This is a genomic window from Marinobacterium lutimaris (assembly GCF_900108065.1).
In the GTDB taxonomy this organism is placed as follows: domain Bacteria; phylum Pseudomonadota; class Gammaproteobacteria; order Pseudomonadales; family Balneatricaceae; genus Marinobacterium_D; species Marinobacterium_D lutimaris.
On the sequence record NZ_FNVQ01000002.1, the window covers coordinates 77440 to 93237 of the forward strand.

9 protein-coding genes (1 of these 9 only partly in view) are annotated in these 15798 nt (G+C 58.2%); 2 read left to right on the plus strand and 7 right to left on the minus strand.

Annotation, left to right across the window (positions count from 1 at the left end; translation table 11 throughout):
* The 6 genes from C4S72_RS10905 to C4S72_RS10930 form a co-directional block, all read right to left on the minus strand.
* Positions 1–4892, minus strand: partial view of an LEPR-XLL domain-containing protein gene (locus C4S72_RS10905; RefSeq protein ID WP_160115501.1) — the start only. It extends 25582 nt beyond the left edge of the window; the window shows 4892 of its 30474 coding nt (coding positions 1–4892); it begins with the start codon at positions 4890–4892; its stop codon lies beyond the left edge, outside the window.
* 546 nt (positions 4893–5438) lie between these two features.
* Positions 5439–7427 carry a preprotein translocase subunit SecA gene (locus C4S72_RS10910; RefSeq protein WP_200826750.1) on the minus strand — a complete coding sequence of 663 codons (1989 nt, stop codon included), beginning with the start codon at positions 7425–7427 and terminating at the stop codon, positions 5439–5441.
* A 12-nt stretch (positions 7428–7439) separates the two neighbouring features.
* Positions 7440–8228 (minus strand): SapC family protein, encoded by a 789-nt coding sequence (locus C4S72_RS10915; RefSeq protein WP_104003157.1) that lies wholly within the window; start codon positions 8226–8228, stop codon positions 7440–7442.
* A gap of 56 nt (positions 8229–8284) precedes the next feature.
* Entirely contained in the window at positions 8285–10435 is a 2151-nt protein-coding gene (locus tag C4S72_RS10920; RefSeq protein ID WP_104003158.1) for an efflux RND transporter periplasmic adaptor subunit, read from the minus strand.
* Between the two features lie 19 nt (positions 10436–10454).
* Positions 10455–12317 (minus strand): HlyD family efflux transporter periplasmic adaptor subunit, encoded by a 1863-nt coding sequence (locus C4S72_RS10925; RefSeq protein ID WP_104003159.1) that lies wholly within the window; start codon positions 12315–12317, stop codon positions 10455–10457.
* A gap of 287 nt (positions 12318–12604) precedes the next feature.
* On the minus strand, positions 12605–13519 hold the full coding sequence (locus C4S72_RS10930) for a LysR family transcriptional regulator (protein WP_104003160.1): 915 nt from the start codon (positions 13517–13519) through the stop codon (positions 12605–12607).
* A 136-nt stretch (positions 13520–13655) separates the two neighbouring features.
* Between C4S72_RS10930 and C4S72_RS10935 the strand changes: the two genes are divergently transcribed.
* Both C4S72_RS10935 and C4S72_RS10940 read left to right on the plus strand, forming a co-directional pair.
* Positions 13656–14357: a CoA transferase subunit A gene (locus C4S72_RS10935; protein ID WP_104003161.1), complete on the plus strand. Its 702-nt coding sequence runs from the start codon at positions 13656–13658 to the stop codon at positions 14355–14357.
* Positions 14358–14401: 44 nt separating this feature from the next.
* Complete coding sequence (locus tag C4S72_RS10940; RefSeq protein WP_104003162.1) at positions 14402–15058, plus strand: CoA transferase subunit B; 657 nt, start codon at positions 14402–14404, stop codon at positions 15056–15058.
* A gap of 464 nt (positions 15059–15522) precedes the next feature.
* Here C4S72_RS10940 and C4S72_RS10945 read toward each other — a convergent pair whose 3' ends face one another.
* Positions 15523–15777, minus strand: a complete 255-nt coding sequence (locus C4S72_RS10945) for a CG2 omega domain protein (RefSeq protein ID WP_104003163.1) — start codon at positions 15775–15777, stop codon at positions 15523–15525.
* Between the last annotated feature and the right edge of the window lie 21 nt (positions 15778–15798).

Sequence of the window (15798 nt, forward strand, 5' to 3'; positions counted from 1 at the left end):
ACCAGCTGGTCGGTGACATTGATCGCAATCGATACACCAACGCCGGTGCTACCTTCTGCTTCAGCTGTTGCTGATGCAACAGACTCGCTGTTGGAAAGCGCGGTCAGGCTGACATCATCGCTGCCTGCGGTAAGGTTGCCCTGCAATGTAGCCTGGGTATCGCTATCGACGACATTCAACGCGAAAGAGCCGGCAACCCCCGTATCCTTGGCGGAACCGCCTGAGACCGCGGTCGCGCCAAAGGAGTGAAGGGTTTCACCCTCGAAGTTCTTCATGGTGGCCGATGCGGTCAAACCGCCGGTAACGGCAGAGCCACTATCCACAACCGCCAGGTTATCCATATCCGCCACGTTGATCGCGACCGCCACACCAACGCCGGTACCGCCTTCCGCTGGGTCTGCAGCGGAGCCATCGGCGTTTGCGCTGGCATCCATGTTGTTACTGGAGGCCAGTGTCAGATCGGCGTTAATGGTCGCACCACTGACTGAAGTATCTGCAACGGCACTGGATACGTTCAGTGCCAGGGCTGCGGCGACACTGACGGAGCTACCGCCACTGGCGGTCGCCGTTTCGCTTGTGCCCTTAGTCTTACCGGATTTGTCATTAGCCAGAGTGGTCGCCGAATCTTTCTGGCCATCGGCGTCGCTGCCGCCGTCATCCTCGACACCTTCGGCCGAAGCATTAGCAATAACACTGGAACCGCCGTCTGCTGCCGCAGTCAGGCTGACCGAACCAGCAGTAACATCCCTAGCCAGGGTGGCGTCGGCTTTGTCGCCCACAAAGCCCAGTGAGATAGACGCACCGATAGCAGTGCTGCCTGAGGCTGTGCCATCGGCAGTGGTGAGTGTGGTGCCATGGTGAGTCGCGGTAGCGCTAAGGTCTCCATCCAGGCTCAGAGGATCGCCGGTACCGATAGACGCATCAGTCAGGTGGTCTGCGACGGTAATAGCCAAGCTACCACCTACGCCAGTGTCCGCCTCACTCTGACCACCGCCCTCTGCCAGCGTGGTGTTGTAATGACTTCCGGTCGCACTCAGAGTCAGGTCATTACCGCCCGTCAGCGTCGCGTTATCAGCCAACTTGGCTTCCGCCAACTGGTCGGTCACATTGATCGCAATAGACACGCCCGCGCCGGTGTTGCCTTCTGCTTCAGCCGTGGCCAAGGCGGTGGCTTCGCTGTTGGAAGTAGCGCTCAAGCTAACATCATCGGTGCCTGCGGCAACGCTGCCCTGCAATGAAGCCTGGGTATCGCTGTCGACCACATTGAGCGCGAAAGAACCGGCGACGCCGGTATCAGAGGCAGAGGCACCGGAAAGCGCTTCAGCGCCAAAGGTATGAACGGTATCGCCGTCCACCTCTTTCATCGTTGCTGATGCGCTCAGGCCACCAGTGACGCTGGAGGTACTGTCCACCAGCGCCAGGTTTTCCATCGTTGCCACATTGATCGCGACTGCCACACCGATCCCCGTATCGCCATCGGTGGCAGAGCCATCAGCGCTCGCTGTCGCTTCCATATTGTTGCTGGAATCCAGCACTAGATCGCCGCTGATCGCGACGCCTCTTAAGGAGGTATCAGCAAGGGCAGTGGAAACGTTAAGAGCCAAAGCCGCCGCGACACCGACAGATGAACCGCCCTCCCCGGTGGCGGTCTGATCGGTACCAACTTCATTAGCCGTGCCCGTTTTACCAGACTTGTCGTTGGCAAAACCGGTCTGTGCATCTTTCTGGCTATCTGCGTCTGCTGCTGCGCCGTCACTTTCCCCCTGAGAAGAAGCGAAGGCATCTACATTCGATGCTCCATCGGTTGCAGCGGTCAGACTGACTCCGGTGGCAGTAACGTTGCGTTTGCTGGTTGCAACCGCTCTGTTGTTAACAAAGCCGAACGCCAGGGCTGCTCCTATAGCCGTATCGCCACCCAGTGCGGCGCCATCAGCAATAATAGAGCTGCCGCCATGATGCAGGGCACTGGCACTGAGTTCGCCATCCAGCTCGATAGCGCTGCCACTGCCCACCTGTGCGGTGGTTGTGTTATCGACGACCGCGATAGCGATAGCACCGCCAATGCCAACACCCTCGCCGCCTTCGCCCCCTGCTTCCGCCAGGGTGTCGTCATCATGACTGGCGGTCGCGGTCAGGGTCAGGTTATCCACATTATTGAGTACTGCGGTATCGCCAACTGCTGCAGTCGTCTCATTACTACCCACATACAGAGCAACGGAGATACCGACACCAAGATCAGCCGCCGTAGCGCCGTCTCCATCCGGCGTCGCATGCGTTACTGCGCTGGTGGCACTGAAAGCGAGCAGCGTAAGGTCGCTCCCATTGAGATCAAGCAGCGCGCCGTCTTCAACCAGAGCCTCAACGCGGGTGGTCAAAATCCCGATGGCCAGAGATCCTGCCACGCCGGTCTTGCTGCTGTCGCCAGATCCGGAAACAGCCGTGACGCTGTAAGTCGAATCTGCCGTAAGCGTTGCGGACAGGGTCACCCCGGAAGCATCGTAACTGCCGTTGCCTCCTAATCTGGCAGCCGTAGTTACATCAACAATGCCAAGTGCAACAGCAACACCGACACCGGTCCCTGCATCGCCGGTGTTGATGCCACTGGCCTCGGCAAGCACTGTTTCAGTGGCCGCTGCAGACATCAACAATGCCCCATCGGTAACCACCGAACCCGAGATATCCGAATAGACCTCGGTAACCGGACGATAATCGGAAACCACAACAGCCGCAGCCAGAGTCACATCACCACTGCTGGTTTCCGCCTTATCACTGCTATCGCCATCCTGGTTCGGGTCCGCGAGACGCTCTTCGGATTCGTTGTCTCCGCCCGCTGAACTGTCCGCGCCGCCCGCGGTGGAGGTGGCGGAGGTCGATACGAAACTGTTAAGAGCAGCCGCAAGCGTTACGGTATCCGGGTTGTCACCGCCGACACCTGCGATACTGGATGCACCCGTCAAGAAAGTGCGCGTAGTCGCCTGGACTTCAGTCACCGCCACAGTTGCACCGGCGGTACCACCCGAACCATCAGCGGTGCTGACCAGGTTCAGGTTGGTCGCTGAACCCAGAGAAAGATCTCCCGCCACATTAAGTGTGGAATCAGTAACACCAGTCTCAGCTTTGGAAACGACCACCACCACCGAAACTGCTGCATCGACATCGGTGTCATCGTCATCACCGGTGGCTGCATCAAGAAAAGAGGCCTGAACATTAACGGTGGAGGTTGCCGTCAGGCTGGCAGCGCTGACTGTGGTTGTGGAGAAGAGAACTTCCGCGGTGGGAAGCAACGTCAGTAAAGAGAGATCCAAAGCTCCAGCAAGATCGCTGGGAGACACATTCAGGGGATTCGCGGTGGCACTGGAGATCAGGCTAACACTGCCATCCAACGCCGTGATCGTCGCGCCGGTCAAGTCAATGCTGGCTTTCGGCGTGGCGATGTAAAGCCCCTGCAGAATACCGCCGAGATAGTTGCCCGCAGCGTCGACAGCACCCGTTTGCTGCGCTTCGGCATTCATTACGATATCACCGGTAGCGGTAATCGTGCCCGATACAGAGATCTCTTCGGCATGAATGGTCAGATCGTCAACCTGCACCGTACCGCTGATAATAACCTCATCCACACCCGCCTGACCGTTGATGATCAGATCGATACCGGTCAGGTCAATATCAGTGATGGTCAACTGATCTCGGGAAAGGAAAGGAGTCCCCTCATCCTCTCCCAGATTGATCGTCAGGCTCCCTGTAGGCTTGGCAAAGTCGATCGATTCAAAAGTAAAGATGCCAAAGGGATCGGTGTCGCCAACCGTAAACGTGCCTGCAGACTCGGACAGCGTTGCGGTATCCGAGAACTCTGAGAGGTCAATAACTCGGTTGACGGTATCTGAGTTATCGGTGATCGGCTCCAGCCCCGCATATACAAGTAAGTCGCTGTCACGCTCAACGGTCCCGGAATGCGCATCGAAGGCGGTATAGCTCACACTGTCATAGATACCACCCGACAGCTCCATACTGTCAAAGCCGCCCTCGCCGCCATCCATCACGCCGGTCAGCGAGCCGCTGGCGGTGACGATGAAGTAATCCTCGTTATCGGCCTGCCCCTGCAGGTTTTCGATGGAGTCAAAGAATACGCCGGCCACATTACCGGCATCGGCGCCGTCGATGGTCCAGATGGTGTTTTCGGAGGGGCCTACCAGCGTATCCATGCCCTCCTTGCCAAGGATATTGATCAGGCCTGCCGCATCGGCATCCACCGCATCGATGTAGAAGGTGTCGTTGGCTGCGGAACCTTCCAGATCGAGTTCACCCGCCAGTCCAAGGCGGTAGGTGCCGAAAGCTGAAGTGCCTCCGGCGTCGATATCGATAAAGTCATCGTTGGCGGCGGAATCCCAAATGCGGATCGCCTGGCCGGAGCCGGTATCGTTGATGAAAGCGCGCACAGCAACGGCGCTGCCATCCTCCACGGTTTCGACACCGCTGAAACTGATCAGGCCGGTCTCAAGACCGGCCGTTTGGGCGATAACACCGCTGGTTTCACTCAGTGCCCTGAGCACCGACTGCTCAGGCCCCCATCCCGTCAATATCAGGGAGTCATCCCCGCCCCCGCCATCGAAGTCGATCGCAAGACCGTTCAGGAATCCGTTCGAGACATCGATGGTCAGTCGGTCTGAACCGGCAGTACCTGTGACCTTGATCTCGTTGATGTCCTGCAGGGAGCGCGAATCAACCAGCTCACCGGTGTCGTCATCGTAGATCTGGTAGAGCTGTGCCTCATCGTCATAGCGCAGCGTGAAGGCTTCGCCGTCTGTGGAGGACGCATCGGAACTGAGCGGAATAAGATCGGCGGAGAGGAGATAACGCGGCTCGATCGCTTCGAGCTTGACCGCGGATACGGTCACCGGACGCTGGAACCTGTTGATCCACGCCTTCCGCTGGATCTGGTTGCCGACGCGACTATTGCGACCGAAGAACTGATGTCGGGTCCTGCCTGATAGCCAGGACAGTGTAGGGAACAATCCGGAACGAAACTTGGGTTTAAACGCCGGAATTACATTATTTAAAAAACGACTTCCCTTAGGCTCTTTCTGCCTACCGAACGGATGTGCCATTGCATCCTCCAACCCTATATGGGCTTGGGTCGATTCGGTGTCGTGCTCCATCTACAAACGTGAGCAACTGCGCAACACTGATCAATCCATCGAATATGCCAAATGGTCCTGCTACCAATCCGTTACCGAGCAGATCAACCTGACTCCTGACGCTGTCTAAAGCGACGCTTAGGTCGGCAGATTAGAACAGAGTTTTGTATATTTCCTGCACACTTAAACAGGTGTATGAAAACCATGACAGACGCATGGTTTTATCTGTATCAAATTAACAACACGAAAATTAGTCAGCGCTAATAACGCGAACAGTTGGCACCAAAAAGATGTTACTTATCTGCATCACTCCAACCCGCCAGCAAAGGCGAGCAGGTTGACCAGTTTCTGGTCCTGGCGCAGCAAGTCACGCCTGGTGCGGGCATGGGAGGCTTCGGCCCGTTTCTGTGCCTTACGTAATAATTTCAGACGCATGGAGTCGGATGCTGAGAGGCGAGTGAGTGAAAGTGAAAAACTTTCATTGAACATTTCAAGCAAAGCGTCTTCCATAGACAGGATCGCTTCGCAGCTGCCGGGTTGCCCACGGCGGGCACAGCGCCCTTCAAGCTGTCGATCGATCCGCGCCGAGTCGTGCCGCTCCGTCAAAATCACATGCAGGCCACCGCGCTCAACCACCTCCTCAGGCAACGAGATATCCACCCCCCTACCGGCCATATTCGTGGCTACGGTGATGCAGCCGGGCTCTCCTGCACGGGCGATAATCTGCGCCTCCTCGGCATCGTTTTCGGCGTTAAGTACCGCATGTTCCAGCCCCAAATCTGTCAGCCGCTCACTGACTGTCTGGGACGCGGCCACCGAACGTGTACCGATAAGAACAGGGCGCCCGGCCAGACGCTCCTGGTCGGCCCGTTCGGCGACCTGAGTCCACTTCTGCTCCGCTGAATCAACCACTCGGGCAGGCAGCCTGCGCATCAGCGAGGGCGAGTTAGGCGGGATACGCACCACCGGCAGGCGGTAAACGTTCCAGAGCTCTTTACGCACCTCCCGCGCCGTGCCACTCATACCGGACAGGGTCAGGTAGCGACGGAAAAAACGCTGGTAGGTGATGCGCGCCATCACCTCGTTACGCGGCGTGACCTCGACCTCTTCCTTCACTTCGATCAACTGATGCAGACCATCCGACCAGGAGCGATCCGGCTGAATGCGACCGGTGTACTCATCGACGATCTGAACCTTGCCCTCCAGCACCAGGTAGTGGTCGCCACGCTTGAACAGAAGCTGCGCCGACAGCGCCTGGCGCACCGATTCTTCGCGCCGGATACGGCTTTCCCAGATCCCGCCAAGGTCGCGGGCTGCCTCCTCCAGGTAATCACGCCCCTGCCGGGTCAGCTCAATACGACGCTCGCTGGCACGCAGGCGATAATGCAGGGGTTGCTCCAGCTCCGCAGCCAGTCTCAGCGCCTCGCCCGCCCAGGCCTTCTCCGCTTCAACGTCGCTCTGGCGCGAGATAATCAGCGGGGTCTTGGCCTCATCGACCAACACGCTGTCGGCTTCATCGACGATGGCAAAATGCAGGCCTCGCATCACCAGCCCGCTCTCGGGGCTCTCTGCGCCCAGCAGATTGCGGACACGGCGCCGCATATCGCTCGGCTTGCCCGCCAGGGTGACGCGGTCACGCAGGTAATCAAACACCAGCTCCTTGTTGGAGCAGTAGACGATCTCGGTGGCGTATGCCTGGCGACGCTCGGGCCGCTCCATACCGCCCTTAATCACCGCAACGCGCAAACCGAGCGCAGTGTAAAGAGGCTCAAGGCTTTGGGCGTCGCGTTCTGCCAGATAGTCGTTCACTGTCACCACATGGACGGGAATTCCTGCCAGCGCTGCGCTGGCCGCCGCCAGGGCTGCGGTCAGGGTTTTGCCCTCGCCGGTATCCATCTCTGCCAATCGCCCATGCAGCATGGCCAGGCCGCCCAGCAACTGCACATCATGGTGCCGCATGCCGAGATGACGGCGGCAAAGCTCACGAATCAGTGCAAAGGCGGGATAGATGGCGCGCGAGCGGATACCGTCGCGGCGTAAATTCATTCGGGTGTTCTCGACTTCCACGGCCAGGCCGTTGGCATCAAGACTTTGTAATCGGGGTTCTAAACGGTTAATCCGCGCCAACGCGGATCTCGCCCTGCGGCTGTAGGTCTGGCTCCAGACCCGCACGGGAACGGAAGCCACCGCCAGGGATAAGCGGTCTTCCCAGTCGTCAGCGCGGTCATCCCTTTCCGCACTGTACGAAAGACGCACCTCGGGAAGAAGCGCGGGCTGTGACACTTTTGCAGTCACAGGCAGCCCTCGTTACTGCACCGTAGCCGAAGGTCCTGCGGCTTCATCGGTGAGCAGAGACTCGGCTTCCGCCGCCGGCTTGCTTGCCGCCATCAGGCCGACCATGTCGTTGAAGTGGCGCAGCGAGTAGAGATGCATGAAGGTGCACTCCAGCTCATCGGTTTTCATCATTTTCGCCAGATCTTCCTGACCGATCTCTTTCAGCTTCTCGCGGTTAACCACCTGAAAGCCGGACAGGGAGCGTTTTTCACCCTCAGCCAGGTTGAACTGCGCCTGCATCGGCTGCAGCAGGTCCAGCTCTTTCAGGCGCTTGCAGTAAGCCTGGGTGCGTTGGAAGTGGGCCTGATACTCCTGCAGAAAGTTGAGTACGTTTTTCAGATACTGGGTCTGGGTACCGTCGGAATCAAACAGACGCTCGCCGCGGCCTTCGCCGTTAACACCTTCAAAACCTTCATCGATATTGAGGATGAACTGCTTGCCGGACTTGTCGCTGGAAAATACAAACGGGTAACGGCGCACGAAAGCCGGGATATATTTACCCTTCCATAAGCCATCCTCACCCACAAACAGGTTTTCGTTTTCACGGGCGCCAAGAATCACCGCCGGCATCACCGATTCTTCGTTACCGGCGAACACGATCGGATACTCGGCAGCAGCCAGTGAGAACTCAACAGCGGTGAGCGGCACTGAGTTAACCTCCTTGGAGAAGGCGTAGGAGTTCCCCGTCTTAACCGACAGGTCTTTATGCTTCTCCTGACTAACGGGTACAGCAGTGTTGTAAAACAGCAGTTGTGTAGCCATGGTCACTCTCCTTTTTGTATTACCTTCGCCTGATATCGAAGCAAAGGGTCGCACTTTCACACGCTAAAGTAGCGTAAGAAAACCTGCATTGCCCCCCGGTAAAGACGCGCCGCTACCGGCTCGCTACCGTGGGAGAATCTGACATAAACGCGATCGCCATAGGTGGCGACGGCGGGTGCCTCGTTTAACCTGAGATCCAGCCGTAAAACACTTTCCAGCGCCCGCAGACGCCCCGGCTGGGCTGGGTCCAGGGGGATCTCGCCGCCGCCTTCGGTGGCCAGCACCAGGCTTGGCAGTTCGGTGGACAGCGCCGGCTCATAACGCTCGATACGGGCCGGATACTCGGTTTCCGGGAAGCCGGCAAAGCGCACACTCATCGCTTCGGTATCGCGGCGCACCAGGTCTGCGCTGTTCTCTTCGACCACCACCCGTATCACCGGATTCTCAAAGCTCGCCACATAGGCCAGAGCATCGCCGCGGCGGATAAAGCGGCCAACCAGGTCGTTGTATTCCGGCAGGATCACCCGTCCTTCGGTGGCGCTTCTGACCACCAGCTCTTCCGCCTTGATCCGCGCCGCATCCAGGTTAGCCCTGGCCTGCTTCAGCTCTTCACTGACCACCCTGGCAGCCGCCTGATCCGACTGCAGCTCCGCCTGGAGCCTCAGTTCCAGTTCAGCGATACGCGCCTCCAGCATTTTTAACTGCGCCGGTTGCAGCGGGTCTTCAAGCCTTATCAGCGGTGTACCTGGCTGTACTGTCGCTCCGGGCGGTACCAGCAGCTCGGCCACCACACCGTCTGCGCCGGCATTAACAACCGCTTCAGAATCGGTAGCCACATAGCCCTGGGCCAGTGTGTTGTAGGGCAAGGGGATGAAAAACAGCAGGGTCAGAATGCCCAGCAGCACCGCCGCAGTCGCCCCCAGGGCACGGCCGCGTTTGCGCCTCAGCATCGGGCTGGTCAGGAGGAACCAGGCCTGCTTGAGCAGCGGCAGCACCAGCATCAGGAAGACCGCCCAGATCGCCAGCGCCACGCCCACGGCAAACAACTCCATTGAGACCAGCAGCACAATGATGGCGAAGGTGATAAACAGCCGGTAAAGGAAAGAGGAGATCGAGTAGATAAAAAACCAGAAGCCCTCTCGCGGCGCAGTTACCGGCGATTCCGTATCGGTAAGCCCGAAGGCGTAACGCTGAATCAGGTACCCCAGATAGCGGTTGGCGCGCGGTGCCAGATTGGGAATCTCCAGCAGGTCGCAAGCCACGTAATAGCCATCGAATTTGAGCAGCGGATTACCGTTGAACAGGAGCGTGGATACACCACCGATCAACATCACGTTAAAGGCAAAGGCGCGGATGATCCCCTCTTCTGCCGAAGCCCAGACCATCATCGCCAGCGCGGCGAGGAAAATCTCCGTGAGGATGCCGGCGCCCGCCACCAGCGCCCGCTGCCACTTGCTGTGAAAAGCGATACTGTCTGAGGCATCCACGTAGGGCACCGGCATAAACACCAGGAACATGATGCCGATTTCGTGCACATCTCCGCCCCAGCGCTTAATCACATAGGCGTGCCCGAGCTCATGCAGCGCCTTGGTAATCGGATAGGCCAGCAACAGCAACAGCAGGTTCTCAGTGGCCAGCACCCGGTCGACCACGTTGGCCGTCAGCTCTTCCCAGTGCAGTGCGACCAGAGTACCGGCGTAGATCACCACGGCGAAAAACAGCAGCGCGCCAAACCAGGAGATAAACGGCCGCACCAGCGGCAGGGTTGCCGCCAGAAAATCGTCCGGATCGAACACCGGAAGCCTGAGCGCCAGCGGGTTGAGCACGCTACGCACCAGCTTCTGGCGCTTCATCTTGCGGCCACGATCAGATAACTCGACGATATCCGGCGGCACATCACCATAGAGGACATCGGCGGAATAGAGCTTGCCCAGTAGGCTGATCATCTCATCCTGGGTAATGGCGTCCGCATCCAGGCGTTCACACACCAGCTCCCAGATCTGTTCCACGCTGCGACCGCCATCCATCAGCGAGATAACCTGATAGACCTCCGGCGTAAAGCGGTGGAAACGTCCTGACGTACGATCCTGCAACACGTACCAGAGAGAACCGCGAAAATGGTGCCGGTAGATATTGGCGTGGGAGCGCAGACGGGGTTTGAACTGGGCCACTCTGTACCAGGAGCTGCTATACCAGGAACGGGTCATCGACTCTCTCGCCCCCGCCTCAAGGTAACCAGCGCCAGAGCGCCAGCTGTATCCAGTTGAGTGTTTTTTCACCCCAGATCCGGATCAACAGACGCCTGTCGATATCGGTCCGGGCCACCCCTTCCATACCGGGACGCAGGTCGCTGTTTTCAGTACTCAGCTGCGCCTCGACCCGGAAAAAGTTGCGCCCTTCCTGCTGCATCGCCATCGGCGTAATGCGCTCAACCTGGTAGGGAAGCTCAGTCTCCGGCATGGCCGACACACGCAGAATTCCCTGCTGCTGCGGCTGGATATTCTGGATATCGCGCTCGTCCACCTCCAGCACCACGCGATAGGAATCCAGCGGTGCGATCTGGAACAGCTCCTGCCCGCGCTCCAGCGAGATACCCACCGACTGGCTCAGATCACCACTGACCACGATGCCGTCGAACGGCGCCAGGATCCGGGTGCGGGACAGCTGTTCATCGATCAGTGACAGCTGAGCCTGAGCCTGGTCGATCTGGGCGCGGATGATATTCGCTTCGGCACGGTTGCCCTCGGCCAGGGCACGGTCATACTCCGCCTGACTCTGGCGTTCTGCGGTGATAAGGCGCAGCCGCTCCAGCGTCAGGTCCCGATCGTCCAGCGCCGCCAATACCTGGCCGTTTTCCACCAGATCACCGGCGCGGGCATATTGCGCAGCGAGATAACCGCCAAAGGGCGCCACCAGGGTGCGCTGCACGGTGCCCTGCAGCAGCGCCGGCGCCGATACCGAGTAGTCATCCTTGGCAAAAGAGAAAAAGGCGATCAGCGCGATCACCACCAGCGTTGCCAGTTTGCGGCCGAAGTAACCAGGGCCGAGCAGGCGTTTGAGCTGAGTGGTCAGGCTGATAAAGATCTTTACCGCCAGAGCCCGGTCGTTGGCGCGGCGGTCATCCAGAATAGGACCGACCACAGCCGCCACCGCATCGCACACCTCGACCTCATCGGGGCTGAAACTTTCGCCCCGGGTGCGCTCGAAGGTCAGCGCCCCGATCAGCTCACCCTTGGACTGCAGCGGCAATGTCAGTATCGCGCCGGCCTTGCGGCTTTCCGCCAGTTCCGCGTGAGCACGGGTAACGCGATACTCCCACTCGGGTGGTGGCGGATAGAGAATTGCCGCGTTCTGGTCTATCGCCTCATCCATGGCGGTACCGATATCGCGGATCAGACTCATTCTTTGCCCAAAGCCTGCACTGAGGGACAGCGCCTTGACCCGGCAGCGGCGATAACGCACAAAACCAACGCTGACCGTATCGCAGTTCAGGCGGCTGGCAAGGTCACCCACCAGCGCGTTACAAGCTTCATCGAAACGGGCGTGTTCAAGAAGGGTAGCGAGGGTATCGAAGGCGGTGGCGCTGCGTTCTCTGAGCTCAGCATCCAGCTCCGCCTGCTCTCGCAGGGTCAGTACCTCCATCCAGCCAGCGCCCCATTGCAAGCGGCGGAACAGGTCGGTGGTCTGTAGTGATGCATCGGTGACGCGCACGGCGATAACACCGTAAAGACGCCCCTGCACGGTGAGCGGATGAGCCAAAATGCGCTCTTTCCCCTCCTCACCAAGCACCACGCCACGACGCTGCTGTACCGACTGCTGGGCAGCCTCTATCATCACCGGGTCTTCATTGCCGGTATCGGGCCAGATAGCAACGGGGGTAAAGGGGCCTATATCGGGCTCGCCCATCAGTAGCGTGCCCGCGGCGTTTGCGCCGAGCTGGCGGCACTGCAGCGCGAGCCAGACGGTAAGGAAAGATTGCGCATCGGCAGCATCGCGGAAGCGGGACCAAAGCGCCTGATCAAGGATGCCATAGCCGGATCGACCCGACTGCAGGGACTCATCCTGAGGCTGATCAGCCGGCGTTTGCATCAATGCTTTCACCCCCTGCACGACAGCTGCATCGAACGATGCCTGTCAGATCCTGATTAAGCTTTTACCTGAGGTTAGCTACTCCTAATGACAATTCAACAAGTTCTAATAAAAAGCGAGATATATGTAAAAAAAGGAGACAAATAGCGACAATTTCACCGAAGATTGTTATCGCTAATGCTGCCATTCATAGACACTAAATTCAAAAAAGGGCTAATGCAGATAAGACTTGTTTGCCATTGGCTACTCAATGCCCTAAATGTAGCCGCCAAGCAGCCCCCGAAGATCTAGGACAACGTCGACCTTTTAGCAATGCCTCCTTCCTGGAACTGCTGCACTATCACCTCAACAAAAGCCTGAGCTGCTGCCGACAGTCGATCCCGTCGCCGGGTCACAATGCCCACGCGCCGGGATACTCTGGGTTCGGTCAACTCAAGGCAACGAGCGCCCAGCTCTTCCATCTGCTGCCGGCACAACTTGGGTACAGCCCCGACACCCAACCCTGTAACCACCATTCTTCCGACGGTCACCAGTTGATGAGCATCATAGGCGACGTTCAGATTGAGCCCCTGTTCAGCGAGCCGTCGTTCGATCAGCGAACGCAGCCGTGATGGGCGCTGAAGGGTGATAAAGTCAGACTTAAGCAGATCAGTCCAGCTGATGGAGCCGTCCCTGCCACAGGGATGATCGGCGGGCAGCACGGCGATAAATTCATCCTCAAACAGCGGCTGAAAGCGCAGATCCTCGCTGCTGCCAGGATCGAAGGTGATCCCCACTTCGATGCGGTGTTCACGCACCATATCAACCACCCGCTCGGCGATCACATCGTGCACCTCGACATTCACGCCAGGGTAATCATCGCGATACGCCAGCAACCCGAGTGGCAGTAGTGACGCAGCGAAGGATGGCATCGCCGCGATGGCTACCTTGCCCCGCTGCAGGGTAAAGCGCTGGTGCAGCTCCTCCTCCAGGTTGTCCCAGTCCGCCAGCAGTCGCTCGCCCCGTTCATACAGCGCCTCCCCTTCCGGGGTCAGCGCTACATTGCGGGTGGTGCGGGTCAGCAGAGGCCCGCCCAGACTCTCTTCCAGCTTTTTGATGGCGAGGCTCAGTGCCGGCTGCGACAGGTGCACCAGCTCGCTCGCCTCGGCAAAGTTCAGCGTTCGAGCCACCGCCAGAAAAGCACGCAGCTGTTTTACCGTCATGGTTCGCCTCGAAGATTAATAACTATTACAAATTAATAAAAATAAAAAACAAAATTAATTTATCAATCGTTCTAACGCAATCTACAGCTCATAACTACTCACACATACAGATAACAACAACGCTGGAGGAAACCCTATGGCTGGTTTCGACAAGGTGGTGAGCTGCTACGAAGAAGCGATGGCAGGACTCGATAACGGCATGACCCTGATCGCCGGGGGCTTCGGTCTCTGCGGCATCCCGGAAAACCTGATCGCGCAGATCAAACGGATGCGCGTCCGCGATCTGACGGTGGTTTCCAACAACTGCGGAGTCGATGGTTTTGGCCTCGGTATCCTTCTGGAAGATCACCAGATCCGCAAGATGATCGCCTCTTACGTCGGCGAAAACGCTCTGTTCGAAAAGCAGCTGCTCGAGGGCGAGCTTGAGGTTGAGCTGACACCCCAGGGCACCCTGGCCGAGAAGATCCGCGCCGGCGGCGCCGGTATCCCCGCGTTTTACACCGCCACCGGCTATGGCACGCCGGTCGGTGAAGGCAAGGAGGTGCGTGAGTTTAACGGCCGCCCACATATTCTTGAGGAATCGATCCGCGGCGACTTCGCCATCGTCAAAGGCTGGAAGGCAGACCGTTACGGCAACGTGGTTTACCGCCACACCGCCCAGAACTTCAACCCGATGGTGGCCACCGCAGGGAAGATCACCGTGGTTGAGGTCGAGGAAATCGTCGAACCCGGCGAGCTGAGCCCGAGCGAGATCCACACTCCCGGTATCTATGTGGATCGTGTGATCCAGGGCAGCTTCGAGAAGCGCATCGAAAAACGCACCCTGCGCACTGCCTGATCTACTTAATCGAATAATAATTTCTCACGAACATGGAGGCTGTTATGGCTCTTTCCCGTGAACAGATGGCTATGCGCGTGGCGCGCGAACTTCAGGATGGTTTCTACGTTAATCTCGGCATCGGCATTCCGACGCTGGTAGCCAATTACGTCCCGGACGGGATGGAGGTGATGCTGCAATCCGAGAACGGGCTTCTCGGCATGGGCGCCTTCCCCACCGAAGAAGAAGTGGATGCCGATATGATCAACGCTGGCAAACAGACGGTGACTACCATCCCCGGCGCGTCGATTTTCTCCTCGGCCGAATCCTTCGGCATGATCCGCGGCGGCCATGTGGATCTGACCGTACTCGGTGCATTTGAAGTGGACGTCAGCGGCAACATCGCTTCCTGGATGATTCCCGGCAAGCTGGTGAAAGGCATGGGCGGCGCCATGGATCTGGTGGCCGGTGCGGATAATATTATCGTCACCATGACCCACGCCTCCAAAAGCGGTGAATCCAAACTACTGGAGAGCTGTAGCCTGCCGCTGACCGGTGCCGGCTGTATCACCAGGGTACTAACCGACCTGGCCTGGCTGGAGATCGAAGACGGCGCCTTTATCCTCAAGGAGCGCGCGCCCGGCGTCAGCGTTGAAGAGATCCGTGAGAAAACCGCGGGCCGCCTGATTGTGCCCGATCACGTGCCTGAGATGCAGTTCTAACCTAGAGTCTCGCGACACTCCAGGTTCTAGGTTCTAGGTTCTAGCTACTGGATAACGGATACCCGGTCAGGAAAGGCTCCTGATCGGGTATTTTTCGTGTGCATGTCGACTAGCGCTTCCATCCGCTGCGCAGATACAACCCATCGCCACTTAGGATTACCCAAGGATCCTCAGCTTGTCTAACCTGAACGGGTGCGGTGGTTTTGTAGCCAACTGCTTTTGGCTCGTGTCGAGAGGGAGCCCGATGACAGACTAACGGACAACCTCTCTTTGGAAACAGCCGGTGAAGGTGAACGTGCTACAGAGCCCGTTCACAGGGTCTTGATGACCTGCAGCCGGTTCTTTTTCGACCGGTAATGGCCGCGCCAGGCTTTATCAGACGGCCCTATCAAACAGCCCATCAACCAGCTTCTTTCAGACAACTAAAAAGGGCCCTCCTGAAGAGAGCCCTTGGTAGGCATTACTTACTTTTTGTGCTTCTTGTCTTTGTCGTGGCCCTGACCTGGGTTGTCATCACCATGCACGCTGCGGTTCTCATGGTCACCCTTGTCGAACTTACCTGAGCTGCAGTCATCCGACTTCACCTGGACATTGTCACCTTCGAGCTTGATGCAGTCCTTGCTGATCTCCATCTTGTCGGTGGAGATGGTGATTTCGGCCTGCGCCACGGAAAGCGGAAGAAGTGTAACAGCGGCAATTAAAAGCAATTTATTTTTCATAACGGGCCTGCTTCCAGATCA